The organism is Enterobacter asburiae (assembly GCF_007035645.1).
Classification (GTDB): domain Bacteria; phylum Pseudomonadota; class Gammaproteobacteria; order Enterobacterales; family Enterobacteriaceae; genus Enterobacter; species Enterobacter asburiae_B.
Genome location: NZ_AP019632.1, coordinates 1,931,895 through 1,956,893 on the forward strand (window position 1 = coordinate 1,931,895; position 24,999 = coordinate 1,956,893).

The 24,999-nt window shown below is 51.8% G+C and carries 25 protein-coding genes, 1 tRNA gene and 2 other RNA genes; 16 read left to right on the plus strand and 12 right to left on the minus strand.

Annotated features, from left to right (window positions below):
• Positions 1 to 23 precede the first annotated feature (23 nt).
• Positions 24 to 467 carry an Lrp/AsnC family transcriptional regulator gene (locus FOY96_RS09140; RefSeq protein ID WP_143346874.1) on the plus strand — a complete coding sequence of 148 codons (444 nt, stop codon included), beginning with the start codon at positions 24 to 26 and terminating at the stop codon, positions 465 to 467.
• A gap of 136 nt (positions 468 to 603) precedes the next feature.
• On the opposite strand, the gene FOY96_RS09145 is transcribed toward FOY96_RS09140, so the two are convergent.
• The 5 genes from FOY96_RS09145 to FOY96_RS09165 all read right to left on the minus strand — a co-directional run bounded on the left by FOY96_RS09145 (position 604) and on the right by FOY96_RS09165 (position 2,545).
• Positions 604 to 734: non-coding RNA, RtT sRNA (locus tag FOY96_RS09145), on the minus strand.
• A gap of 45 nt (positions 735 to 779) precedes the next feature.
• Positions 780 to 910: non-coding RNA, RtT sRNA (locus FOY96_RS09150), on the minus strand.
• A 45-nt stretch (positions 911 to 955) separates the two neighbouring features.
• Positions 956 to 1,040, minus strand: a tRNA-Tyr gene (locus FOY96_RS09155).
• 157 nt (positions 1,041 to 1,197) lie between these two features.
• Complete coding sequence (gene purU / locus FOY96_RS09160) at positions 1,198 to 2,040, minus strand: formyltetrahydrofolate deformylase (protein ID WP_143346875.1); 843 nt, start codon at positions 2,038 to 2,040, stop codon at positions 1,198 to 1,200.
• Between the two features lie 46 nt (positions 2,041 to 2,086).
• Positions 2,087 to 2,545 carry a YchJ family protein gene (locus tag FOY96_RS09165; RefSeq protein WP_045888025.1) on the minus strand — a complete coding sequence of 153 codons (459 nt, stop codon included), beginning with the start codon at positions 2,543 to 2,545 and terminating at the stop codon, positions 2,087 to 2,089.
• 114 nt (positions 2,546 to 2,659) lie between these two features.
• On the opposite strand from FOY96_RS09165, the gene rssA reads away from it, so the two are divergent.
• The 3 genes from rssA to galU all read left to right on the plus strand — a co-directional run bounded on the left by rssA (position 2,660) and on the right by galU (position 5,776).
• Entirely contained in the window at positions 2,660 to 3,562 is a 903-nt protein-coding gene (rssA, locus tag FOY96_RS09170) for a patatin-like phospholipase RssA (RefSeq protein ID WP_143346876.1), read from the plus strand.
• A 91-nt stretch (positions 3,563 to 3,653) separates the two neighbouring features.
• A complete protein-coding gene (gene rssB / locus FOY96_RS09175; protein WP_048980116.1) occupies positions 3,654 to 4,667 on the plus strand; it encodes a two-component system response regulator RssB in 1,014 nt (337 codons plus the stop codon).
• Between the two features lie 200 nt (positions 4,668 to 4,867).
• Positions 4,868 to 5,776, plus strand: a complete 909-nt coding sequence (gene galU / locus FOY96_RS09180; RefSeq protein ID WP_033145759.1) for a UTP--glucose-1-phosphate uridylyltransferase GalU — start codon at positions 4,868 to 4,870, stop codon at positions 5,774 to 5,776.
• A 201-nt stretch (positions 5,777 to 5,977) separates the two neighbouring features.
• On the opposite strand, the gene hns is transcribed toward galU, so the two are convergent.
• Positions 5,978 to 6,391, minus strand: a complete 414-nt coding sequence (hns, locus tag FOY96_RS09185; RefSeq protein WP_008502781.1) for a histone-like nucleoid-structuring protein H-NS — start codon at positions 6,389 to 6,391, stop codon at positions 5,978 to 5,980.
• 549 nt (positions 6,392 to 6,940) lie between these two features.
• Here hns and tdk point away from each other — a divergent pair.
• Complete coding sequence (gene tdk / locus FOY96_RS09190; protein ID WP_033145758.1) at positions 6,941 to 7,555, plus strand: thymidine kinase; 615 nt, start codon at positions 6,941 to 6,943, stop codon at positions 7,553 to 7,555.
• Between the two features lie 66 nt (positions 7,556 to 7,621).
• Here tdk and adhE read toward each other — a convergent pair whose 3' ends face one another.
• On the minus strand, positions 7,622 to 10,300 hold the full coding sequence (gene adhE, locus FOY96_RS09195) for a bifunctional acetaldehyde-CoA/alcohol dehydrogenase (protein WP_023312099.1): 2,679 nt from the start codon (positions 10,298 to 10,300) through the stop codon (positions 7,622 to 7,624).
• A gap of 478 nt (positions 10,301 to 10,778) precedes the next feature.
• Here adhE and FOY96_RS09200 point away from each other — a divergent pair, with 478 nt between their 5' ends.
• The 7 genes from FOY96_RS09200 to FOY96_RS09230 all read left to right on the plus strand — a co-directional run bounded on the left by FOY96_RS09200 (position 10,779) and on the right by FOY96_RS09230 (position 18,666).
• Complete coding sequence (locus FOY96_RS09200; RefSeq protein WP_023312098.1) at positions 10,779 to 11,426, plus strand: YchE family NAAT transporter; 648 nt, start codon at positions 10,779 to 10,781, stop codon at positions 11,424 to 11,426.
• 770 nt (positions 11,427 to 12,196) lie between these two features.
• Positions 12,197 to 13,828 carry an oligopeptide ABC transporter substrate-binding protein OppA gene (gene oppA, locus FOY96_RS09205; RefSeq protein ID WP_033145757.1) on the plus strand — a complete coding sequence of 544 codons (1,632 nt, stop codon included), beginning with the start codon at positions 12,197 to 12,199 and terminating at the stop codon, positions 13,826 to 13,828.
• An 84-nt stretch (positions 13,829 to 13,912) separates the two neighbouring features.
• Positions 13,913 to 14,833, plus strand: a complete 921-nt coding sequence (gene oppB, locus FOY96_RS09210) for an oligopeptide ABC transporter permease OppB (RefSeq protein ID WP_008502786.1) — start codon at positions 13,913 to 13,915, stop codon at positions 14,831 to 14,833.
• A 14-nt stretch (positions 14,834 to 14,847) separates the two neighbouring features.
• Positions 14,848 to 15,756, plus strand: a complete 909-nt coding sequence (oppC, locus tag FOY96_RS09215) for an oligopeptide ABC transporter permease OppC (RefSeq protein WP_023312096.1) — start codon at positions 14,848 to 14,850, stop codon at positions 15,754 to 15,756.
• 11 nt (positions 15,757 to 15,767) lie between these two features.
• Positions 15,768 to 16,781, plus strand: coding sequence for an ABC transporter ATP-binding protein (locus tag FOY96_RS09220; RefSeq protein ID WP_023312095.1), 1,014 nt, complete (start codon positions 15,768 to 15,770; stop codon positions 16,779 to 16,781).
• On the plus strand, positions 16,778 to 17,782 hold the full coding sequence (oppF, locus tag FOY96_RS09225) for a murein tripeptide/oligopeptide ABC transporter ATP-binding protein OppF (RefSeq protein ID WP_023312094.1): 1,005 nt from the start codon (positions 16,778 to 16,780) through the stop codon (positions 17,780 to 17,782). Before FOY96_RS09220 ends, oppF begins: the two co-directional genes overlap by 4 nt.
• 47 nt (positions 17,783 to 17,829) lie before the next feature.
• On the plus strand, positions 17,830 to 18,666 hold the full coding sequence (locus FOY96_RS09230) for an ion transporter (protein WP_143346877.1): 837 nt from the start codon (positions 17,830 to 17,832) through the stop codon (positions 18,664 to 18,666).
• Between the two features lie 31 nt (positions 18,667 to 18,697).
• Here the strand turns inward: FOY96_RS09230 and FOY96_RS09235 are convergent, their stop codons facing one another.
• Together FOY96_RS09235 and cls are read right to left on the minus strand one after the other, a co-directional pair.
• Positions 18,698 to 19,027, minus strand: coding sequence for an HI1450 family dsDNA-mimic protein (locus tag FOY96_RS09235; protein ID WP_006810881.1), 330 nt, complete (start codon positions 19,025 to 19,027; stop codon positions 18,698 to 18,700).
• A gap of 33 nt (positions 19,028 to 19,060) precedes the next feature.
• A complete protein-coding gene (cls, locus tag FOY96_RS09240) occupies positions 19,061 to 20,521 on the minus strand; it encodes a cardiolipin synthase (RefSeq protein WP_029741729.1) in 1,461 nt (486 codons plus the stop codon).
• Between the two features lie 144 nt (positions 20,522 to 20,665).
• On the opposite strand from cls, the gene FOY96_RS09245 reads away from it, so the two are divergent.
• From FOY96_RS09245 to FOY96_RS09255, 3 genes are all read left to right on the plus strand, one after another.
• Positions 20,666 to 20,839 (plus strand): YciY family protein, encoded by a 174-nt coding sequence (locus tag FOY96_RS09245; RefSeq protein ID WP_086379783.1) that lies wholly within the window; start codon positions 20,666 to 20,668, stop codon positions 20,837 to 20,839.
• 109 nt (positions 20,840 to 20,948) lie between these two features.
• On the plus strand, positions 20,949 to 21,584 hold the full coding sequence (gene leuE / locus FOY96_RS09250; RefSeq protein ID WP_033145755.1) for a leucine efflux protein LeuE: 636 nt from the start codon (positions 20,949 to 20,951) through the stop codon (positions 21,582 to 21,584).
• A 93-nt stretch (positions 21,585 to 21,677) separates the two neighbouring features.
• Positions 21,678 to 22,631 carry a helix-turn-helix domain-containing GNAT family N-acetyltransferase gene (locus FOY96_RS09255; protein WP_143346878.1) on the plus strand — a complete coding sequence of 318 codons (954 nt, stop codon included), beginning with the start codon at positions 21,678 to 21,680 and terminating at the stop codon, positions 22,629 to 22,631.
• Positions 22,632 to 22,672: 41 nt separating this feature from the next.
• Here the strand turns inward: FOY96_RS09255 and FOY96_RS09260 are convergent, their stop codons facing one another.
• On the minus strand, positions 22,673 to 22,969 hold the full coding sequence (locus tag FOY96_RS09260; protein ID WP_029741731.1) for a YciI family protein: 297 nt from the start codon (positions 22,967 to 22,969) through the stop codon (positions 22,673 to 22,675).
• Between the two features lie 220 nt (positions 22,970 to 23,189).
• Between FOY96_RS09260 and tonB the strand changes: the two genes are divergently transcribed.
• On the plus strand, positions 23,190 to 23,912 hold the full coding sequence (gene tonB, locus FOY96_RS09265; RefSeq protein ID WP_058841307.1) for a TonB system transport protein TonB: 723 nt from the start codon (positions 23,190 to 23,192) through the stop codon (positions 23,910 to 23,912).
• Positions 23,913 to 23,950: 38 nt separating this feature from the next.
• Here tonB and yciA read toward each other — a convergent pair whose 3' ends face one another.
• Together yciA and FOY96_RS09275 are read right to left on the minus strand one after the other, a co-directional pair.
• Positions 23,951 to 24,346 carry an acyl-CoA thioester hydrolase YciA gene (gene yciA / locus FOY96_RS09270; protein ID WP_008502796.1) on the minus strand — a complete coding sequence of 132 codons (396 nt, stop codon included), beginning with the start codon at positions 24,344 to 24,346 and terminating at the stop codon, positions 23,951 to 23,953.
• Between the two features lie 104 nt (positions 24,347 to 24,450).
• Positions 24,451 to 24,990: a septation protein A gene (locus FOY96_RS09275; protein ID WP_025756566.1), complete on the minus strand. Its 540-nt coding sequence runs from the start codon at positions 24,988 to 24,990 to the stop codon at positions 24,451 to 24,453.
• Positions 24,991 to 24,999: the final 9 nt, after the last annotated feature.

Sequence of the window (24,999 nt, forward strand, 5' to 3'; positions counted from 1 at the left end):
CTTTTTAAAATTAGGTGAAAACGATGGAATACCTTCTCGATGATATCGACCGTCAAATTTTAGCCTGTCTGGTCGAGGATGCGCGCATGTCTTTGAAGGTGCTCAGCGGACGCATCGGTCTGACTTCCCCCAGCACGGCAGAACGCCTGAAGAGGCTGGAAGAGCGCGGTGTGATTCAGGGGTATGGCGCACGGGTGAATCTGGCGGCGCTGGGGTATACGCTGCAGGCGCTGGTGCGCGTGCGGCCTTTGCCGGGGTTGTTGCATAAGGTGGATAAGTACATTCAGGCGATGCCGGAGTGTATTGAGAGCGACAAAGTCACAGGGGAAGATTGCTTTGTGATTAGGCTGGTGGTGCGATCGATAGAGCAGCTGGATGTGCTGCTGGACGGCCTGGCGGAGCATGCCCAGTGCAATACGTCGATTGTGAAGAGTTCGCCGGTGAAGCGTCGTTTGCCAGCGATGTAGGCTTCTGGCTTCTGTCTTCTGTCTTCTGTCTTCTGTCTTCTGTCTTCTGTCGCCGGGTGGCGGCTGCGCCTTACCCGGCCTACAAAGGCGGATTCGGTTCAGTTTTATAATGATTTTTTGGATTATTTGAAAGTGATGGTGGTGGGGGAAGGATTACTCGGCGCGTTGCGCCTCGCCCTTCGGGTCGTTGCCTGCGGCAACGCTTTCTCGCTACGCTCGAATCGAACCTTAGTCGAAGTTTCTCATCCTTCCCCGTTACGGAAATGCATGATGCCTGGTGCAAAAAGGAGGTTTGGATTTATTTGAAAGTGATGGTGGTGGGGGAAGGATTACTCGGCGCGTTGCGCCTCGCCCTTCGGGTCGTTGCCTGCGGCAACGCTTTCTCGCTACGCTCGAATCGAACCTTGGTCGAAGCTTCTCATCCTTCCCCGTTACGGAAATGCATGATGCCTGGTGCGAACAGAGGGTTTAGCGTCATTTGAAGGTGATGGTGGTGGGGGAAGGATTCGAACCTTCGAAGTCGATGACGGCAGATTTACAGTCTGCTCCCTTTGGCCGCTCGGGAACCCCACCACGGGGTAATGCTTTTTGACTTACCTGCTTCTGCTGGAAGCGGGGCGCATCATATCAAATGAGACGCCCCTGTAAAGCATTCCTTTAGGTAAATGAAGCTGTTTGCCTGCTTTTTATCCGTAAAGGCGCAAAGCTAATCAATTCATTTTCCGAAAGATTAAAGAATGATGGTTCTGTTGCCGTAGACAAAGACACGCTGCGCCAGCACCTGATACAGCGCACGACTGAGCACGTTCTTCTCAACGTCACGCCCTGCACGCATCATGTCCTCGGCCGTGTAGGTGTGGTCCACGTGAATCACGTCCTGCATGATGATTGGACCTTCGTCCAGGTTGTCATTCACGTAGTGCGCGGTCGCACCGATGATCTTCACGCCGCGCTCGTAGGCCTGGTGGTAGGGACGCGCACCAATAAAGGCCGGCAGGAACGAGTGGTGAATGTTGATGATCTTGTTCGGGAAACGCGCCACGAAGGATGGCGTTAACACGCGCATGTATTTCGCCAGCACCACGTAGTCCGGGTTATGCGCTTCAATGGCCTGCGCCATCAGATCGTCGTGTTCTTCACGGGTATGGCCTTCGTGGCTCACCAGCTCGAACGGAATATCAAAACGCTCGACCAGCGTGCGCAGCGTCTCATGGTTGCCAATAACGGCAGCTATTTCCACCTCCAGACCGCCGTAGTTTGCTTTCATCAGCAGGTCGCCCAGACAGTGTGCTTCTTTGGTCACCAGGATCACGATGCGGCGTCGACCGGCTGGGGTCAGCTCGCGCACGGAACCTTCCGGAAGCGCGCTGTCGAGATCGGCAAGCAGGGTGGTGTCGTTGAAAATACCTTCGAGTTCGGTACGCATAAAGAAGCGGCCGGTACGGTGGTCAACGAACTCGTTGTTCTGCACGATATTCAGTTCATGTTTGTAGCAAATGTTGGTAATTCGTGCGATCAGTCCTTTTTGATCGGGACAGATGGTGCGCAGAACTTTACGTTGTAATGATTGCATCGCCGGGAAATCCTGTTTGTATTTGCGAAGTCTGGGTTGTCAGGCATTACTGCCCGCAACACTTTTTAAATTTTTTACCTGAACCACACGGGCAGGGATCGTTACGACCAAACTGTGGGCGCGTTCCGTCAATATAATACCACTGCCCGCTTTCCTTTAAGAACCGGGAACGCTCGATAATGGCACCAGGTTTATTATTCTCGGTAAAACGAGCAACAAAGCTGACGTAACCTTCATCCACATGACTGCCCGTTGAGGATTCATAGACGGTAAGGCCGAGCCACTGCGTGTTCGCGAAGCCGGCTTCGATGTCCTGTCTGAATTCGGCAGCGTGGCAGGAGGGATGCCAGGTTTTAATCAGGTAGTCTGCGTCTTTGATCACAAAAGCAGTGTAACGTGAACGCATGAGGTGTGACGGGTCTGGTGCAACCTGATCGCCAGACAGATATCGCTGGCAACATAGGCTATACTCCAGAGCGCTACCACAAGGGCAGAGTTGAGACACGATTCTCTTCCTGGAACAAATAATAAAGGCGTAAAACGCTTCGGGTAGCACTATGTTAACTGAGCTGTTGCGTTGACGCTATGTCAGGAATCCAGGGGAAGTAAAACAGGGCTAATGAGAAAGGTTAAAATTGGACTGGCGCTGGGCTCAGGTGCAGCCCGGGGATGGTCACACATCGGCGTGATTAATGCCTTAAACAAGATGGGCATTAACGTAGATATTGTCGCAGGTTGTTCAATAGGATCGCTTGTCGGCTCCGCCTACGCGTGCGGGAAGCTTCCGGAACTCGAGACCTGGGTGCGTTCCTTCAGTTACTGGGACGTCCTGCGTCTGATGGACCTCTCGTGGCAGCGTGGTGGGCTGTTGCGCGGCGAACGCGTCTTTAACCAGTTCCGCCAGGTTATGCCTCTCGAAGACTTCACTGATTGTCAGATGCCCTTTGGCGCCGTCGCGACGAACCTCAGCACAGGACGCGAACTGTGGTTAACCGAAGGGGATATCCATCTTGCCGTGCGCGCCTCCTGCAGTATGCCGGGGCTCATGGCACCTGTCCCACACAACGGTTACTGGCTTGTCGACGGTGGCGTTGTAAACCCGGTTCCCATCTCTCTGACCCGTGCAATGGGGGCGGATATCGTAATTGCCGTCGACCTGCAGCACGACGCCCACCTGATGCAACAGGACCTCATGCCGGTCAATCTCCAGAGCGAAGATGCCGAGGGCGAGAAGCTGGCCTGGCATGAGCGCCTGCGCGGTAGAATCGGGCGTATGGCCGCGCGACGCTCGGTTACCGCGCCGACGGCGATAGAAATCATGACCACGTCAATCCAGGTACTGGAGAATCGCCTTAAGCGCAATCGTATGGCAGGCGATCCGCCAGATATTCTTATTCAGCCTTACTGTCCGCAAATCTCTACTCTTGATTTCCATCGGGCTGAGGCCGCCATCGCAGCGGGCTCGTTAGCCGTCGAAAAGAAAATGGACGAATTGTTGCCTTTTGTGCAAACAGCACGTTAAGCACCTTTTTTTGACTACTTCAGCAAAATCTGACAGGCGATAGTGCCGATCGCATGCCACTATTTAGTTACTGTCAGCCAGGGGAGGAACCATGACGCAGCCATTGGCCGGAAAACACATTTTGATTGTTGAAGACGAGCCCGTTTTCCGATCGCTACTGGATTCGTGGTTATCCTCGCTGGGAGCAATCACTTCACTGGCTGAAGATGGTATCGACGCCCTGGAAAAAATGATCAGCATTACGCCCGATTTAATGATTTGCGACATTGAGATGCCGCGCATGAACGGGCTGAAGCTGGTTGAACATCTGCGTAACGAAGGCAACCAGACGCCGATTCTGGTGATCTCTGCCACAGAGAATATGGCGGATATCGCCAAAGCATTGCGACTCGGTGTCCAGGATATTCTGCTTAAACCGGTCAAGGATCTGAACCGGCTGCGAGAAACGGTCTTAGCGTGCCTTTATCCGAATATGTTTAATTCCCGGGTAGAGGAAGAGGAGCGTCTTTTCCAGGACTGGGATGCCCTGGTGAGTGATCCTCCTGCTGCGGCGAAACTGTTGCAAGAACTTCAGCCACCCGTACAGCAAACTATTTCACACTGCCGCGTAAATTATCGTCAGCTGGTAGCGGCTGACCAGCCGGGACTGGTACTGGATATCGCACCTTTATCTGATTCCGACCTTGCGTTTTATTCTCTGGATGTCACCCGGGCAGGGGATAATGGCGTATTAGCCGCGTTACTTCTTCGTGCGCTTTTTAATGGTTTGCTGCAGGAACAGTTATCGCATCAGGGACAACGGCTGCCGGAGTTAGGCAGTTTGCTCAAACAGGTAAACCAGCTTTTTCGCCAGGCTAATTTGCCCGGACAGTTCCCGCTGCTGGTCGGCTATTACCACAGCGGTTTAAAGAATCTGATCCTCGTTTCAGCAGGTCTCAACGCTTCACTGAATACCGGTGAACATCATATTCAGGTGAGTAACGGTGTTCCGCTTGGGACATTGGGTACGGCGTATCTGAATCAAATTAGCCACCGCTGTTCCTCCTGGCAGTGCCAAATTTGGGGCACCGGGGGACGGCTACGCTTAATGTTGTCCACGGAATAAGCAATTGGATCTTAATTTTAAGATTGCTTTACCTGTGTTTTACGGGGAGTGCTACTATCGCTGCCCAGATTCATGCGTATTTGTCCTAATTGATCGGCAACGCGTTCTTTTCAGACCCGGACTGCGGGGCGAGGCTGATATACTCAACGCGTTATTTATTGCATAAAAGTTCAAAACTTGAACAGCTCAGGAGAATTTGAATGGCTGCCCTAAATTCGAAAGTCAGAAAGGCCGTCATCCCGGTAGCGGGATTGGGGACCAGGATGTTACCAGCAACTAAGGCAATTCCTAAAGAGATGCTGCCTCTGGTTGATAAGCCATTAATCCAGTATGTCGTTAATGAATGTATCGCAGCCGGCATCACTGAAATTGTGCTGGTTACGCATTCATCAAAAAACTCTATCGAAAACCATTTCGATACAAGCTTTGAACTTGAAGCCATGCTGGAAAAACGTGTTAAGCGTCAGCTGTTAGAAGAAGTTCAGTCTATTTGCCCGCCACACGTTACCATTATGCAGGTTCGTCAGGGTCTGGCTAAAGGTCTGGGCCACGCTGTGATGTGTGCACATCCTGTTGTAGGTGATGAGCCTGTAGCGGTAATTCTGCCTGACGTAATTCTGGACGAATACGAATCCGATCTTTCTCAGGATAACCTGGCAGAGATGATCAAACGTTTCGACGAAACCGGTAGCAGCCAGATTATGGTTGAGCCTGTTGACGACGTGACGGCATACGGTGTGGTTGACTGCAAAGGCGTTAACCTTGAGCCGGGCGAAAGCGTGCCAATGGTTGGCGTGGTAGAGAAGCCTAAAGCCGACGTAGCGCCTTCAAACCTGGCCGTTGTAGGTCGCTATGTCCTGAGCGCTGAAATCTGGCCTCTGCTGGCGAAAACGCCTCCAGGAGCGGGTGATGAGATTCAGCTGACGGATGCCATTGATATGCTGATCGAGAAAGAGACCGTTGAGGCTTACCATATGAAAGGTAAGAGCCATGACTGCGGTAATAAGCTTGGTTATATGCAGGCGTTCGTTGAATATGGTATTCGCCACAATACTCTTGGTGAAGAATTTAAAACCTGGCTCAAAGAGAGCGTAGGTATTAAGAAATAAGCCACGGTTAGATATGTCCGAAACCGGTGAGGCGCTGCCCACCGGTTTTTTTGTGCCCTAAACACTTCCAAAACCTGTCTCAAAGTACAGTTATTAAAATTGCCAAATAATGCTTTATGACAGAGTGTAAGGGGATGTTTGCGACAAATTTAGGTTAAAAAAAATCCCGCATTACGCGGGATTTTTCTGAATACGGCTGGATTAATCCTTGATCAGGAAGTCGTCCAGCTGTTTACCTTGTTCGTCCATGGCTTTCTTGATAACAGCAGGAGTGCGGCCCTGGCCAGTCCAGGTTTTAGTTTCGCCGTTCTCATCAACGTAGCTATATTTAGCAGGACGAGCAGCACGCTTGGCTTTAGTACCGGTTTTAGCTGCAGCCATGCTGTTCAGCAATTCATTTGGATCGATACCATCAGCAATCAGCATTTCACGATATTGCTGCAGTTTACGAGTACGTTCTTCGATTTCAGCGGCAGCTGCGCTTTCTTCTTCGCGACGTTCATTAACTACAACTTCTAATTTTTCCAGCATTTCTTCAAGCGTTTCGAGGGTGCATTCTCTTGCCTGCGCACGAAGAGTACGGATGTTGTTCAGAATTTTAAGTGCTTCGCTCATTGTAGTAATCTCAAACTTATAATGGGGGGTGGTTTGTTGACCTAATAATAGAGCCATAAATTCAGTTGTGCAATAGCCAGGAATGTAAGGAATTCAAAAAATACTAAATAATGCCGCTATTATTAATTACGCTAACTTAAATTTCATCACCCAACAGTCTCGTTTGTTATCAGCTAACCCGGCTGGACCCGGTCGATTGCCTCTTTTTTTTGTGACATTTACCGCAGGAATTATAGTTGCGGCGGAGAAATATCAGCCTTTTGTATTAGTTCCCCACCGTGATGTTAAGACTGAAATAGTTAATAAATAGTGAATTTTAATGAACGGCGATTCCACTATAAAATGCAGTGTTATGTTTGGCTAAACATATAACATATTGGCCAGGCTGAGGGAGTTTACTTCATGTTTTAGCGGGTTATTTTCATGAAAAGAAGGTTGTGAACTCCGCGCTGAAACGCTTCCTCTGTGTGCTACATCGCTGATGACCAGACAAATTATGGTACAATGAATCATCGGGAATATTACACATTGATTAGGGTTTTACGGCCAATGGCACAACTTTATTTCTACTATTCGGCAATGAATGCCGGGAAATCCACCGCGTTGCTGCAATCCTCGTACAATTACCAGGAGCGCGGGATGCGTACCGTTGTTTATACGGCTGAAATTGACGATCGCTTTGGCGCAGGGAAGGTGAGCTCCAGAATAGGGCTCTCGTCGCCTGCCAGACTGTTTAACCCGAAAACCGATCTATATGAGGACATTCGTACAGAACATGCTTTGCAGCCCATTCACTGTGTTCTGGTAGATGAGAGCCAGTTTCTGACGCGTGAACAGGTTCATGCCCTTTCAGAGGTGGTTGATGAGCTCGATATTCCCGTGCTGTGTTACGGCCTGCGTACGGATTTCCGCGGTGAGCTCTTTGCTGGTAGCCAGTATTTGCTTGCCTGGTCGGATAAGCTTGTCGAATTGAAAACAATCTGCTTCTGCGGTCGAAAAGCCAGCATGGTGCTTCGTCTTGACCAGGCCGGGAAACCTTATGCAGATGGCGAGCAGGTGGTTATAGGCGGTAATGAACGCTATGTTTCAGTCTGTCGTAAGCATTATAAAGAAGCGTTGTCTGTAGGCTCGCTGACGGCGATTCAACACGACAACAGGAAATAACGCCAGCCTTGTTATACAGACATAAAAAAACCCGCCATAAAGGCGGGTTTTTTCTTCTGCTTTCAATTAAGCGCTTTTCTTCGCTTTCTTGTCAGCTTTGATGACAGGAACTTCTGTTTTCACAGCGGCAACGTCACCTTCTTTGAACTCACGACCGTAGAAGGTATCCAGCAGAATCTGTTTCAGCTCGGAGATCAGTGGGTAGCGCGGGTTAGCACCAGTACACTGGTCATCGAATGCATCTTCAGACAGCTTATCTACGTGAGCGAGGAAGTCAGCTTCCTGAACGCCTGCTTCACGGATAGATTTTGGAATACCCAGCTCAGCTTTCAGGCTTTCCAGCCATGCCAGCAGTTTCTCAATCTTCGCAGCAGTGCGGTCACCCGGTGCGCTCAGGCCAAGGTGGTCTGCGATTTCAGCGTAACGACGGCGCGCTTGCGGACGGTCGTACTGGCTGAAAGCAGTCTGCTTGGTTGGGTTGTCGTTAGCGTTATAACGGATAACGTTGCTGATCAACAGGGCGTTCGCCAGACCGTGAGGAATGTGGAACTGAGAACCCAGCTTGTGCGCCATAGAGTGGCAAACACCCAGGAAGGCGTTCGCAAACGCGATACCGGCGATGGTTGCTGCACTGTGAACGCGTTCACGTGCTACTGGGTTTTTAGACCCTTCGTTGTAGGACGCTGGCAGGTTTTCCTTCAGCAGTTTCAGCGCCTGCAGAGCCTGACCGTCAGAGAACTCAGATGCCAGCACAGAAACGTAAGCTTCCAGGGCGTGAGTTACCGCATCCAGACCACCGAACGCACACAGTGATTTCGGCATCTCCATGACCAAGTTTGCATCAACGATAGCCATGTCTGGGGTCAGTGCATAGTCAGCCAGTGGATATTTCTGACCTGTTGCATCGTCCGTTACTACTGCGAATGGCGTAACTTCTGAACCGGTACCGGAAGTGGTGGTTACCGCGATCATTTTCGCTTTTACACCCATTTTCGGGAACTTGTAGATACGTTTACGGATGTCCATAAAGCGCAGCGCCAGTTCTTCGAAGTGGGTTTCAGGATGCTCGTACATGACCCACATGATTTTCGCGGCGTCCATTGGGGAACCACCACCCAGTGCGATAATCACATCTGGTTTGAAGGAGTTAGCCAGCTCAGCACCTTTACGCACCACGCTCAGGGTAGGGTCAGCTTCAACTTCAAAGAACACTTCAGTTTCAACGCCAGCCGCTTTCAGTACAGAGGTGATCTGGTCAGCGTAGCCGTTGTTGAACAGGAAACGGTCAGTCACGATGAGCGCACGTTTGTGGCCATCAGTAATCACTTCATCCAGCGCGATTGGCAGAGAGCCACGGCGGAAGTAGATAGATTTCGGAAGTTTGTGCCACAACATGTTTTCAGCTCGCTTAGCAACGGTTTTCTTGTTGATCAGGTGTTTTGGACCAACGTTTTCAGAGATGGAGTTACCACCCCAGGAACCACAACCCAGAGTCAGGGAAGGTGCGAGTTTAAAGTTGTACAGGTCACCGATACCACCCTGAGAAGCAGGGGTGTTAATCAGGATACGTGCAGTTTTCATCATCTGACCGAAGTGGGCAACGCGTTCTGGCTGGTTGTCCTGGTCGGTGTACAGACAAGACGTGTGACCGATACCGCCCATGGCAACCAGTTTCTCGGCTTTCTCTACCGCGTCTTCGAAATCTTTCGCACGGTACATGGCAAGCGTTGGAGACAGTTTTTCATGTGCAAACGGCTCGCTTTCGTCAACAACTTTCACTTCACCGATCAGGATTTTGGTTGTTGCCGGAACGGTAAAGCCTGCGAGTTCAGCAATTTTGTAAGCCGGCTGACCCACGATAGCGGCGTTCAGTGCGCCATTTTTCAGAATAATGTCCTGAACTGCTTTCAGCTCTTTGCCCTGCAGCAGGTAGCCGCCGTGGCTGGCGAAACGTTCACGAACTGCGTCGTACACGGAATCAACAACAACAACAGACTGTTCAGATGCACAGATCACGCCGTTATCGAAGGTTTTAGACATCAGTACAGACGCAACGGCACGTTTGATGTCAGCAGTTTCGTCGATAACAACAGGGGTGTTACCGGCGCCTACACCGATCGCTGGTTTACCTGAGCTGTATGCGGCTTTAACCATGCCAGGACCACCGGTCGCCAGGATCAGGTTAATGTCCGGGTGATGCATCAGCGCATTGGAGAGCTCAACAGAAGGTTGGTCGATCCAGCCGATCAGATCTTTTGGTGCGCCAGCAGCGATCGCCGCCTGCAGGACGATATCCGCAGCTTTGTTGGTCGCGTCTTTCGCACGTGGGTGTGGAGAGAAGATGATTGCGTTACGGGTCTTCAGGCTAATCAGTGATTTGAAGATAGCCGTAGACGTTGGGTTAGTTGTCGGAACAATACCGCAGATGATGCCGATAGGTTCAGCGATGGTGATGGTACCGAAGGTGTCGTCTTCGGACAGCACGCCACAGGTTTTCTCATCTTTATAGGCGTTGTAGATATACTCGGAAGCAAAGTGGTTTTTGATCACTTTATCTTCCACGATACCCATGCCGGATTCGGCAACGGCCATTTTAGCGAGAGGGATTCGAGCATCTGCAGCAGCCAGTGCGGCCGCGCGGAAGATTTTATCAACCTGTTCTTGGGTGAAATTGGCATATTCACGCTGGGCTTTTTTAACGCGCTCGACGAGGGCGTTCAGTTCAGCGATATTAGTAACAGCCATAATGCTCTCCTGATAATGTTTAAACTCTTTTAGTAAACCAGCGCTCGATACGTCACACAGTATAGACAGAGCCGATACGACTTGCGTAACACAAAGTAAAACAAAGAGTTACTTTCTGCGTCAGCACACTAATTTACTAAAAGAGCCTTACCTTAGCATCATCCCTTTTTGTCAGGTGATCTCCCTGGGGGCGTAACCAAGATTACTCACTTCTGAGTACGGAAATCATGATCTGCGTCAATTTTCCCCCAAGCTGATACCTTTCAGCAGGGTTATTTCGTTGAGATTTTTCAAGTGTTAAATAATTACGTAAGTAATGGAAGCGACGCTATCATTGATTATACATATGTTTAACATCCTGAAATGATAACGTTTTGCCACAGATTTCGAGTGAAGTATGCTAATAAAAAGGGTATCTTCAGCGCGATTTCTCATGACAAAGTGTCAGTCCCGGGCATGTGTATAAGCGGAGCAAAACGTGATCCAAACGCTCTTTGATTTTCCAACGTATTTTAAATTTTTTATTGGTTTGTTTGCCCTGGTCAACCCGGTGGGGATCATTCCTGTCTTTATTAGTATGACGAGTTACCAGACGGCGGCGGCGAGGAATAAGACCAACCTCACCGCTAACCTGTCAGTGGCTATCATATTGCTCACCTCCCTTTTTCTTGGGGACGCCATTCTCCAGCTCTTCGGCATTTCGATTGACTCTTTCCGCATAGCGGGTGGGATCCTGGTCGTGACCATCGCGATGTCCATGATCAGCGGTAAGCTGGGCGAGGATAAACAGAACAAGCAGGAGAAGTCAGAAACAGCTATCCGCGAGAGTATTGGCGTGGTGCCGCTGGCCTTACCGCTCATGGCTGGCCCTGGCGCCATCAGTTCAACCATTGTCTGGGGCACGCGTTACCATAGCCTGATGCACCTGATTGGCTTTTCCGTTGCCATTGCGCTTTTCGCACTCTGCTGTTGGGGAGTATTCCGCATGGCGCCCTGGCTGGTGCGCCTGCTGGGGCAGACGGGCATTAACGTCATAACGCGTATTATGGGTCTGCTGTTGATGGCGTTAGGGATAGAATTCATCGTTACAGGAATTAAAAGCATTTTCCCCGGTTTGCTGCACTGATATTTCGTATGAAAGAACGGAGCCACGGCTCCGTTTTTTTACGTCATTATCAGTAAATCCTATAACTAAAGTTGAAATGCTCACATATCATAATAAATTCTACTAATAATGTTCATTGCTTGTATTTCAATGAGTTATTAATTCCCGCCAAACCCGCCTGCGCAGAAAACCTTCGATCGATCTGTTATTTTACTCACATGATACTCTGGGGCTTGCTGAGAGATAACCGAAATGATATTAGTAAATTCAACATTCCCCTAGATGAATGTGCTAAATAATAACCAGTTGTTAAATTTTTGTACAAAATCACTCGATGATAGCGCAGCGACGCGCGTGTAGAGAAAATTTTCTCTATCTTATTGAATATCATGACTTTTAAGTGGTGTTCGATGTCCGGCAGGGCTGCCCTCAACGATGCGGTACTCACCGTAAAAGAGAATTGCTTAACAAATTTGCAAAATGTATTGGCGCGCGTTTACGCCATTTGATACTTTCCGGCCTAATATTTTGCAGCATAAAACAAGCAGATGAGAATTATTTTCATATAGTTCTCTTCTCAGATATCCAGTGCAGGTCTCAAACAGGGGAGGCCTGTAAAGAATCGACGCAAGACGGCCATACGAGCGGTCAGTAATAAAAAAGTCGGTGATAGCAAGCAGTAAAAGAAGAACCTGACAGCAGCAAAAAAAACTCCTGCGCTGTACAGGCCCCAAAAGGGGATTACACAGCTGGCGAAGGCCAGTCATTATAATGAGTGGAGTACCAACACAATGTCCATCATCACAAAAAAAAATCTGGTAGCGGCGGGGATTTTAACTGCGCTAATCGCGGGCAACGCTGCAATGGCTGCGGACGTTCCTGCAGGTGTTCAACTGGCGGAGAAACAGACGCTGGTGCGTAACAACGGTGCGGAAGTTCAGTCTCTTGACCCGCACAAAATTGAAGGTGTTCCTGAGTCTAACGTTAACCGCGACCTGTTCGAAGGCCTGCTGGTGACAGACGTAGACGGCCACCCGGCGCCGGGTGTTGCAGAAAAATGGGAAAACAAAGATTTCAAAGTCTGGACCTTCCATCTGCGTAAAGATGCGAAATGGTCCGACGGTACACCGGTCACGGCCGAAGATTTCGTTTATAGCTGGCAGCGTCTGGCGAATCCAACCACCGCCTCTCCGTATGCGAGCTACCTGCAATATGGCCACATCGCCAATATTGATGACATCATCGCGGGCAAAAAACCTGTTACCGACCTGGGCGTAAAAGCGATCGATGCCAATACCTTTGAAGTGACGTTGAGCGAACCTGTTCCGTACTTCTATAAGCTGCTGGTTCACCCGTCCGTCTCCCCGGTACCAAAATCCGCCGTGGAAAAATTTGGTGAGAAATGGACGCAGCCTGCCAATATCGTGACCAACGGTGCCTATAAGCTGAAAGACTGGGTGGTCAACGAACGTATGGTGCTTGACCGTAACCCGCAGTATTGGGATAACGCGAAAACCGTTATTGACCAGGTGACCTACCTGCCAATTTCGTCCGAAGTGACTGACGTTAACCGCTACCGCAGCGGTGAAATCGACATGACCTATAACAACATGCCGATTGAACTGTTCCAGAAACTAAAAAAAGAGATCCCTAAAGAAGTTCACGTCGATCCGTACCTGTGCACCTATTACTATGAAATCAACAACCAGAAAGCACCGTTTACCGACGTACGTGTTCGTACCGCGCTGAAGCTGGCACTGGATCGCGATATCATCGTGAACAAAGTGAAAAACCAGGGCGATCTGCCGGCGTACAGCTATACCCCTCCATACACCGATGGCGCAAAACTGACCGAGCCAGAGTGGTTTAAACAGACTCAGGAACAGCGTAACGCAGAAGCGAAGAAACTGCTGGCCGAAGCGGGCTACACCGCAGATAAGCCGCTGACCTTCAGCCTGTTGTACAACACTTCCGATCTGCACAAAAAACTGGCTATCGCCGTTGCCTCAATCTGGAAAAAGAACCTGGGCGCGAACGTGAAGCTGGAAAACCAGGAGTGGAAAACCTTCCTCGACAGCCGTCATCAGGGCACCTTTGATGTGGCACGAGCTGGCTGGTGTGCGGACTATAACGAACCGACCTCCTTCCTGAACACCATGCTGAGCGACAGCTCGAACAACACCGCGCACTATAAGAGCCCAGCGTTCGACAAGCTGATTGGCGACACGCTGAAAACCACTGACGAAGCGCAGCGTACAGAACTGTACTCTAAAGCCGAGCAGCAGCTGGATAAAGATTCCGCGATCGTTCCGGTTTACTACTACGTTAACGCCCGTCTGGTGAAACCGTGGGTAGGTGGATATACCGGTAAAGACCCGATGGATAATATCTACGTTAAAAACTTGTATATTATCAAGCATTAATGGCAATGAGTGGGGCGGGCATGCTCGCCCCACGGTGTCTAACCAACGTCACATAATATAGGCACACGCCAGAAGGTACGGGCAATGTTGAAATTTATCCTACGTCGCTGTCTTGAAGCGATTCCAACGCTATTTATTCTCATCACGATTTCCTTCTTCATGATGCGTCTTGCGCCGGGCAGTCCATTTACCGGTGAGCGTACGCTACCGCCTGAAGTTATGGCGAATATCGAAGCGAAATACCACTTGAACGATCCTATCTCCACCCAGTACTTCAATTACCTGAAGCAGCTGGCCCACGGCGATTTTGGACCGTCATTTAAATATAAAGACTATTCCGTTAACGACCTGGTCGCGTCCAGCTTCCCGGTTTCGGCTAAGTTGGGTGCTGCGGCATTTATTCTGGCCATCGTTTTCGGGGTCACCGCTGGCGTCATCGCCGCGCTAAGACAAAATACCAAATGGGATTATGCCGTAATGGGGGTGGCAATGACCGGGGTAGTGATACCCAGCTTCGTTGTCGCGCCATTACTGGTGATGATATTTGCCATCACGCTGAAGTGGCTGCCTGGCGGCGGCTGGAACGGCGGGGCATTGAAGTTCATGATTTTGCCGATGGTGGCATTATCTCTGGCGTACATCGCCAGTATCGCGCGTATCACCCGTGGTTCAATGATCGAAGTGCTGCACTCGAACTTCATTCGTACCGCGCGCGCTAAAGGGCTGCCGATGCGTCGGATTATCTTTCGCCACGCGCTCAAACCGGCGCTGTTACCCGTGCTTTCCTACATGGGACCAGCATTCGTTGGGATCATCACCGGCTCTATGGTTATCGAAACAATCTACGGCCTGCCCGGCATTGGTCAGCTGTTCGTTAACGGCGCGCTCAACCGCGACTATTCGCTGGTGCTGAGCCTGACCATTCTCGTCGGTGCGCTGACCATTCTCTTTAATGCTATTGTCGATGTGCTGTATGCCGTCATCGATCCGAAAATTCGTTACTAACGCTGGAGCACGCCATGATGTTGAGTAAGAAAAACAGCGAGGCGCTGGAAAACTTCAGTGAAAAACTGGAAGTAGAAGGTCGTAGCCTCTGGCAGGACGCGCGCCGTCGCTTTATGCACAACCGTGCAGCGGTTGCCAGTCTGGTTGTTCTGGTGATCATCGCGCTGTTTGTGACCCTGGCGCCGATGTTGTCGCAATTTACCTATTTCGACACCGACTGGGGCATGATGTCCAGCGCGCCGGATATGGAATCAGGCCACTATTTTGGCACGGACTCCTCGGGACGCGATCTGCTGGTGCGTGTCGCTATCGGTGGCCGTATCTCGCTGATGGTAGGTATTGCTGCCGCGCTGGTGGCGGTGATCGTGGGTACGCTCTACGGTTCACTTTCCGGCTACCTCGGCGGCAAAATAGACTCGGTAATGATGCGTCTGCTGGAAATCCTGAACTCCTTCCCGTTTATGTTCTTCGTCATCCTGCTGGTGACCTTCTTCGGCCAGAATATCCTGCTGATCTTCGTGGCCATCGGGATGGTGTCCTGGCTGGATATGGCGCGTATTGTTCGCGGCCAGACGCTGAGCCTCAAACGCAAAGAATTTATCGAAGCCGCGCAGGTAGGCGGTGTGTCAACCGGGAATATCGTGGTTCGCCATATCGTTCCTAACGTGTTGGGCGTGGTGGTGGTTTATGCCTCACTGCTGGTACCAAGCATGATCCTGTTTGAATCTTTTCTTAGCTTCCTGGGTCTCGGCACTCAAGAGCCACTGAGCAGCTGGGGCGCGCTGCTGAGCGATGGCGCAAACTCGATGGAAGTTTCACCGTGGCTGCTGCTTTATCCGGCGGGTTTCCTGGTCGTTACCCTGTTTTGTTTTAACTTTATCGGCGATGGCCTGCGTGATGCCCTCGACCCGAAAGACCGTTAAGGAGCGCCGTCATGACAATTATTGAAACGGCCACTGCGCCACAGGCGCAACAGCAGAATAACCTTCTGCTGGATGTTAAAGATCTCCGCGTGACCTTTAAAACGCCGGACGGGGATGTTACCGCCGTCAACGATCTCAACTTCAACCTGCGCGCGGGTGAAACTCTGGGGATTGTAGGGGAATCCGGTTCCGGAAAATCCCAGACTGCCTTTGCGCTGATGGGCCTGCTGGCTGCTAACGGCGTGATTGGGGGCTCCGCTAAATTCAACGGTCGCGAAATCCTCAACCTGCCGGAACACGAGCTGAACAAGCTGCGCGCTGAGCAGATCTCGATGATTTTCCAGGATCCCATGACCTCGCTGAATCCGTATATGCGCGTAGGCGAGCAGCTGATGGAAGTCCTGATGCTGCACAAAGGCCTGGGCAAAGCGGAGGCCTTTGAAGAGTCGGTCAAAATGCTGGATGCGGTGAAAATGCCGGAAGCGCGCAAGCGTATGCGCATGTTCCCGCACGAGTTTTCTGGCGGTATGCGTCAGCGCGTGATGATTGCGATGGCGCTGCTGTGCCGGCCAAAGCTGCTGATTGCCGATGAACCTACCACCGCGCTGGACGTTACCGTACAGGCGCAGATCATGACCCTGTTAAACGAGCTGAAGCGCGAGTTCAACACGGCGATTATCATGATCACCCACGACCTGGGCGTAGTGGCGGGCATCTGTGACAAAGTGCTGGTGATGTACGCCGGTCGTACCATGGAATACGGCAAAGCGCGCGATGTCTTCTATCAGCCAGCCCATCCGTACTCGATTGGTCTGCTGAACGCGGTGCCGCGTCTTGATGCGGAAGGGGAATCCCTGCTCACCATTCCGGGCAACCCGCCAAACCTGCTGCGTCTGCCGAAAGGCTGTCCGTTCCAGCCGCGCTGCCCGCACGCGATGGAAATCTGCAACAGCGCTCCGCCGCTGGAAGAGTTTGCACCAGGCCGTCTGCGCGCCTGCTTTAAGCCGCAGGAGGAGCTGGTATGAATGCATTAGATGAAAAACGCAACGTGCTGCTCGAAATTGCCGATCTTAAAGTGCATTTCGACATCAAAGACGGCAAACAGTGGTTCTGGCAGCCGCCGAAGACTCTGAAAGCGGTGGACGGCGTCACGCTGCGCCTGTACGAAGGGGAAACCCTGGGCGTGGTGGGAGAGTCCGGCTGCGGTAAATCGACCTTTGCGCGAGCCATTATCGGTCTGGTCAAAGCCACCGACGGTAAAGTGGCCTGGCTGGGTAAAGATCTGCTGGGCATGAAGCCCGACGAGTGGCGCGAGGTGCGCAGCGATATCCAGATGATTTTCCAGGATCCGCTGGCATCATTAAACCCGCGCATGACCATCGGTGAGATTATTGCCGAGCCGCTGCGCACCTATCATCCGAAGATGTCTCGTCAGGAAGTGCGCGACCGCGTGAAGGCGATGATGATGAAAGTCGGCCTGTTGCCAAACCTCATCAACCGCTATCCGCATGAGTTCTCCGGCGGTCAGTGCCAGCGTATTGGTATTGCCCGTGCGCTGATCCTCGAACCGAAGCTGATTATCTGCGATGAGCCGGTTTCCGCGCTGGACGTGTCCATTCAGGCGCAGGTGGTTAACCTGCTGCAGAAGCTGCAGCGCGAAATGGGGCTGTCGCTGATCTTCATCGCGCATGACCTGGCCGTGGTGAAACACATCTCTGACCGCGTGCTGGTAATGTATCTGGGGCATGCCGTGGAGCTGGGCACCTATGACGAGGTGTACCACAATCCATTGCATCCTTACACCAGAGCGCTAATGTCCGCGGTGCCGATCCCCGATCCCGATCTGGAAAAGAATAAAACGATCCAGCTTCTGGAAGGGGAATTACCCTCACCGATTAACCCGCCGTCAGGCTGCGTCTTCCGCACGCGCTGCCCGATGGCCGGGCCGGAATGTGCTAAAACGCGACCGGTTCTGGAAGGCAGTTTCCGACATGCGGTTTCCTGCCTGAAAGTAGACCCGTTATAATCGCAAGGGCTGACATCATGTCAGCCCTTATTTTTTGCGAGGTAACTGTGTCGCGTTTATTCACGTCAGCCCGTCGGCGGCTATATCATTTTTTATTCGATCCTGAAACGGTTTCCGGGCGACGCTTCGAAGGTCTGTGCGGTTTATTTGCGCTCCTCAGCGTGGTAGTCATCTTTATTGAATCGGGTGCCGGGACGCAATACCACCTGACGTTTGACGAATGGCATATCTTTGTCTGGCTTGAGCTGGCGATCACCCTGGTCTTTACCGCTGAATATCTCCTCCGGGTAATAGCCTGGCCCAATCCGGCCAGATATGTTTTCAGCTTCTGGGGATTTATCGATTTAGCCACCATCCTGCCGCTCTATGTCATGTGGCTGTGGCCGGAGATCAGCCAGAGTTATGTCTTTGCCTGGCGCGCGATGCGCGTGATTCGGGTATTACGTATTCTGAAATTGCTGCGTTTTATGCCGTCATTACGCGTGTTCTGGAGTGCGATCGTCAGCGCCCGGCATCAGCTTATTTTGTTCTACTCGTTTATTGCCATCGTCATGATTGTTTTTGGCGCGCTGATGTATTTAATAGAAGGGCCCAAATATGGCTTTACGACGCTCAATGCGTCCGTCTACTGGGCTATTGTGACCGTCACCACCGTGGGCTACGGTGATATTACGCCCCATACGCCACTGGGGCGCATCGTGGCGTCCGTGCTGATTTTGATTGGCTATTCGGTAATTGCGATCCCGACGGGACTTATTACCACACATATGAGCAGCGCCTTCCAGAACCGCAAGCAGCAGCGCAAGTGTCCTCATTGCCAGCAGGGCGAACATGAACACAGCGCGCGGTTTTGTTACCGCTGCGGCAGTGAATTGCCGGAGTAAATAAAAAAGGCTGCAATCGCAGCCTTTTTTATTATTCGCGCCAGAGAATATGGCACAGTTTGTGGTCTTTCTCGCGACAGAGCAGGACGCGGGCGAAAATATCGTTAATTTCGCCGCCGTCTTCATCGGCCAGCCCAATCACCACTTCGGCAAAGAAGTCAGGATTCAGGTCGAAATCAACATGCTCAGCCCAGTCTTCTGAAGGGTCGAACAATTCGGCGCCGCCGCGCTCTTCGAACTGCAGATTAAAGAGGATCACGTCTGCGGGATCGAGATTATCAACCGCCAGTTCGAGAAAAATGTCATAGGCCTGCTCGAGCGTTTCGTCTTCGGTCAGGCGATTGTTCAGATCCATTTCCATGATGACTACCTGTTTAACATCGTTGGGCACGTTTTACAGCAACGGACTAAAGAAGTAAAACAGTCGTTCGGCAATTCTCTGCCACATCGGACGTTTTACCCACAGTCTGGCATCCAGCAGCCGCGAGCGGGAGATATAATCATCCTGCACCGCCGCAAGGTCGCCGCCAAAGCCGGCATCATCAATGACCAGCGTGATTTCAAAGTTAAGCCACAGGCTGCGCATATCCAGGTTGACCGTGCCCACCAGGCTCAGCTCACCGTCGACAAGAACGCTCTTGGTGTGGAGCAATCCGCCTTCAAACTGATAAATTTTTACCCCTGCGGCCAGCAGTTCGCTGAAGAATGCCCGGCTGGCCCAGCCCACCAGTAGGGAGTCATTTTTGCGTGGCAAAATGATGCTCACATCGACACCGCGCTGCGCGGCGGTACAGATCGCGTGCAGGAGGTCGTCGCTGGGGACAAAGTAGGGCGTCGTCATGATCAGATATTCACGCGCCGAGTAGGTTGCCGTCAGCAGCGCCTGATGGATTAAGTCCTCCGGGAAGCCTGGCCCGGAAGCAATGGTATGAATAGTGTGACCGCTCGCCTCTTCAAACGGCATAATATTGCCGTCCGGCGGTGGCGGCAGGATACGCTTGCCGGTTTCAATCTCCCAGTCGCAGGAATACACGATGCCCATCGAGGTGGCAATCGGCCCCTCCATTCGTGCCATCAAATCAACCCATTGACCTACGCCAGAGTCCTGTTTGAAGAAGCGCGGGTCAACCATATTCATGCTGCCGGTGTAGGCAATATAGTTATCGATCATGATCATTTTGCGATGCTGACGGAGATCCATCCTGCGCAGAAACACGCGCAGGAGATTTACCTTCAGCGCTTCAACCACTTCGATCCCGGCATTACGCATCATGCCCGCCCAGGGGCTACGGAAAAATGCCACGCTACCCGCGGAGTCAAGCATCAGGCGGCAGTGAATGCCGCGCCGCGCGGCGGCCATCAGCGATTCAGCGACCTGGTCAGCCATCCCGCCGGGCTGCCAGATATAAAAAACCATCTCGATATTATGACGAGCCAGCTGAATATCGCGGATTAACGCCTGCATGACGTCGTCGGACGAGGTCAGCAGCTGCAGTTGATTGCCCTTAACGCCGCCAATCCCCTGACGGCGCTCGCACAGCTTAAACAGTGAGGAGGCGACGCTGCTGTTCTCCTCGGCAAAAATATGTTTGCAGGCTTTAAGGTCGTTCAGCCACTTCGCGGTGGAGGGCCACATGGCGCGGGCCCGCTCGGCGCGGCGTTTACCCAGATGAAGCTCACCGAAAGAGAGATAGGCAATAATTCCCACCAGCGGGAGGATATAAATGATCAGAAGCCAGGCCATGGCAGAGGGTACGGCTCTGCGCTTCATCAGGATGCGTAATGTCACACCCGCGATTAACAGCCAGTATCCCAAAATGACCAGCCAACTCACCACGGTGTAGAAGGTTGTCATAGGTAAAAAAATCCTTTTGAAAGCGTATTGTTATGAGTGTACGCATCAGGATTCATCTGGCAAATAAAAACGCCAGGTAAAAGCGCTGGTTTGCTGCCGGGTTGGGTTTATAATGGCGACTCTGTAAGTTAAAGAGTTGTAGACATGAAGCGCAGTAGAACAGAAGTAGGGCGCTGGCGCATGTTGCGACAGGTGAGTCGTCGCAAGGCTCGTTGGCTGGAAGCACAATCCCGCCGCAATATGCGTATTCACGCCATCAGAAAATGTGGATTGACCAGACACCGCAATGCGTTGCTGTTCGCAGTCCAGGATATCTGAAACCATGAGGGCACCGTAACGGGTGCCCGCTGATATTATAGCGTCTGATTTTTTAGGAATAGCGTATTTGCAGCGATATTCCTGTTGTGTTTAGCAAAAGGAGGGAGAAGTGTTTGCGGAGTTTGGCGTACTGAATTTCTGGACGTATGTTGTCGGCGCGTTTTTTATCGTGCTGGTGCCAGGGCCGAATACCCTGTTTGTGCTCAAAACCGGGATCGGTCACGGCGTTAAAAAAGGGTATCTTGCCGCCACGGGCGTATTTATCGGCGATGCGGTGCTGATGTTTCTGGCCTGGGCGGGCGTCGCGGCATTAATCCAGACCACGCCGGTATTGTTTAATATCGTGCGCTATCTCGGGGCTTTCTATCTGCTCTGGCTGGGCGGCAAAATGCTCTGGTCGGTGGTGAACCGCCAGAAAAACGCGAATGAGAGCGGCCCCGAACCAGCCAGTATGATCATGAAACGTTCGCTGGTATTAAGCCTGACCAATCCCAAAGCGATTCTGTTCTACGTATCGTTCTTCGTTCAGTTCATTGACGTGAATGCACAGAGCACTGGAACTTCTTTCCTGATCCTCGCGACGACGCTGGAGTTGATAAGCTTTATGTACATGAGCTTCCTGATCTTCTCCGGCGCGTTTGTCACGCGTTATCTGAAAACGAAAAAGAAACTGGCAAAGCTGGGGAACGGGCTGATAGGGCTGCTGTTTGTCGGGTTTGCGGCGAGGCTAGCGTCGCTGCATTGATGGTTTGAAAGGCTCCTGAGGGAGCTTTTTTATTATGTTTGACAACCCCTCATTGGTTAGTTGTATAGTGCAACTAAATGATGAGGGCACAACATGCACAGCGAAACCCCGGTAGTCAGTGTTATTCGACGTTCCTCGCGCCTGATGGTGCGAGAGTTAGGTTTTATGGCCTCGACCCTGGCCTCAACGAATTACTCACCGTCCACCGTCCATACCCTGGTCGAAATAGCCCTACGCAAAGAGATGACGGCGAGTCAGCTGGTGCAGCTGCTGGGCCTGGATAAATCCAGCGTCAGCCGGATGCTGGCTCGCCTGATTGCTGCGGGCGAACTCGAGGAAGTGACTTCACCTGAAGATGCGAGAGCGAAGAGCCTCAGGCTGACCGCGAAAGGCCATGAGACGGTCAGTAAAATTAATACCTTTAGCAATGATCGCGTGGTCTCAGCAATAAAGAGTCTGGCTCCTGCGCAGCAGCAGACCATTTCTGAAGGACTCTCCCTTTATGCCAACGCGCTGCTGGCGTGCCGTGAGACGGGTAGCGACATGCGCCCCGACGAGCTCACGATAGTGCAGGGAGATATTCCCGGCATGATTGGCCGTGTCGCGGAGATGCACGGGATCTATTACGCGCGCGAGCATCATTTTGGCCGTTTTTTTGAGGCCAAAGTGGCTACGGGAGTTGCGGAATTTAGTGACCGCCTGGATAAGCCATGCAACCAGATCTGGCTGGCGGTGATGAACGGCAGGATAGTGGGGTCAGTGGCGATAGATGGCGAGGATTTAGCCCCGGGTGAAGCCCATCTGCGCTGGTTTATTCTCGACGATGGCTGCCGGGGACACGGGGTGGGGAAAAAACTGCTGACCGAAGCGATGCGCTTTTGCGACAGCGTAGGTTTCTCTGCCGTGCATCTCTGGACATTCAATAAGCTGACCGCCGCACGACGTTTATACGAATCGTTTGGATTTACGCTCGTTAAAGAGTGGGAGGGCGATCAGTGGGGAACCCTTATAACGGAGCAGCAGTTTACCCGGCGCAGAGACGCGTAACTTCCACCATAAAAAAGGCTCCTTTCGGAGCCGCTTTGGTATCAGAACACTTTCTTATACGGTCGAACCGTTACTTTCGCATATACACCTGCGGCAACATACGGATCTGCGTCAGCCCATGCCTGAGCGCTTTCCTGAGATTCAAACTCAGCAATCACTGTGGAACCGGCAAAACCGGCGGCGCCCGGATCGTTGCTGTCTACTGCAGGCATTGGGCCGGCGGTCAGTAAACGGCCTTCATCCTGGAGCAGCTGCAAACGTGCCAGATGCGCAGGGCGCACAGCCTGGCGTTTTTCGAGCGAATCAGCAACATCTTCAGAGTAAATCACGTAAAACACGGCGAAGCTCCTTAACCGGTAAAAGTGTCAGTTACGTTATGTTAAAGGGCAAACGACTGCAATGTAAAATAAAAACAATGTTAATACCCTGATCTGAATGCGCCTTTTTTGGCCTCTTATGCGCTAAAGTTGCGCCAGAGCAAAGTGTCTTATTGAATATGATTGCTATTTGCATTTAAAATCAGTGTTCGGTTTTTTAACGTTGATGATTATGACTTCGATGACCCTTGATTTACCTCGCCGCTTCCCCTGGCCGACGCTGCTTTCTGTCGTGATTCACGGTGCTGTTGTGGCGGGTTTGCTGTATACCTCGGTTCATCAGGTTATTGAAATGCCCGCGCCCGCGCAGCCGATTTCGGTGACGATGGTATCGCCAGCGGATCTCGAACCGCCGCAGGCTGCACCTCCGCCACCGCAGCCGGTGGCTGAACCTGAGCCAGAGCCCGAGCCTGTTCCGCCGCCACCGAAGGAAGCGCCGGTGGTGATCCACAAGCCTGAACCGAAGCCAAAACCTAAGCCGAAGCCAAAACCGGTGAAGAAGGTCGAGGAGCGTCCGAAACGCGAGGAACGTCCGGTTGAACCACGTGCGACCCAGACGGTCGAGAATGCGGCGCCTTCGCGTCCGGTGATGAATAACACCGCAACCGCGCCTAAGCCGACAGTCAGTGCCCCCGCGGGCCCGCGCGCACTGAGTCGCAACCAGCCTCAGTATCCGGCGCGGGCGCAGGCCTTACGTATTGAAGGCCGCGTACGGGTTAAATTTGACGTCACTGCCGATGGCCGCGTGGATAACGTGGAAATCTTGTCCGCTCAGCCTTCCAATATGTTTGAGCGCGAAGTGAAATCGGCGATGCGCAGATGGCGCTATGAAGCCGGAAAACCGGGCAGCGGACTGATTGTGAATATTGTTTTCCGCCTGAACGGCGGGGCGCAGATGGAATAAAAAAAGCCTCCTGATGGAGGCTTTTTTTTGCCTGTCGATCAGGCCTGCGGAAGTTGACGAGGTTTTCCCTCGCTATCGACTGCAACATAAATAAACAGCGCTTCAGTGGCCTTATAACGCTGTCCAATGGGTTCAGAAGAGACTTTCTTAACCCACACTTCGATGTTGATTGAAATAGAGGTGTTGCCGCGTTTGACGCAGCGCGCGTAGCAGCAAACCACATCTCCCACCGCAACCGGGCGCAGGAAGGTCATGCCGTCCACTCGCACAGTCACCACGCGCCCGTGGGCAATCTCTTTAGCCAGAATTGCGCCGCCCATATCCATCTGCGACATCAGCCAGCCGCCAAAAATATCGCCATTGGCATTGGTGTCAGCGGGCATTGCCAGTGTGCGTAAAACCAGTTCGCCCTGCGGGGCGTTAGTTGTTGTCATTGTTTTAACTCGTAACGGAAGACTTCAGGCGGGATGCTACTATGATTTCACAGCGGAGAGAATAGACCAGAACGCCTGTCGTAGACGTTCTGGTCAGTCATTAATCAGTGCTTGTCGTCCTGCGGCATGTGGCGATAGATGTATACGCCGCTTAACAGCGTGAAGATAAGCGTCAGCGCGGTCAGGCCGAAGACCTTAAAGTTGACCCAGATATTCTGCGGCAGCCAGAAGGCAATATAGATATTGGCAAGACCACAGAGAATAAAGAAGACCGCCCAGGCGATATTTAGACGGGACCAGACTTCCTGAGGCAGCGTCAGCTCTTTGCCCAGCATGCGCTGGATCAGCGGCTTTTTCATGACCCACTGGCTAATTAACAATGCGCCCGCAAACAGCGCGTAAATAACGGTCACTTTCCACTTAATAAATTCATCATTGTGGAAGAACAGAGTCAGCCCGCCGAATACGGCGACCAGGACGAAGGTAACCAGCGCCATTTTTTCGACTTTACGATAGCGAACCCAGCTGTAGATGAGTACAACAGCGGTCGCAACGATCAGCGCAGTGGTCGCGGCATAAATATCGTACAGCTTATAAAAAGCAAAAAAGACCACGAGCGGTAAAAAATCAAGAAACTGCTTCATTCTGTGATT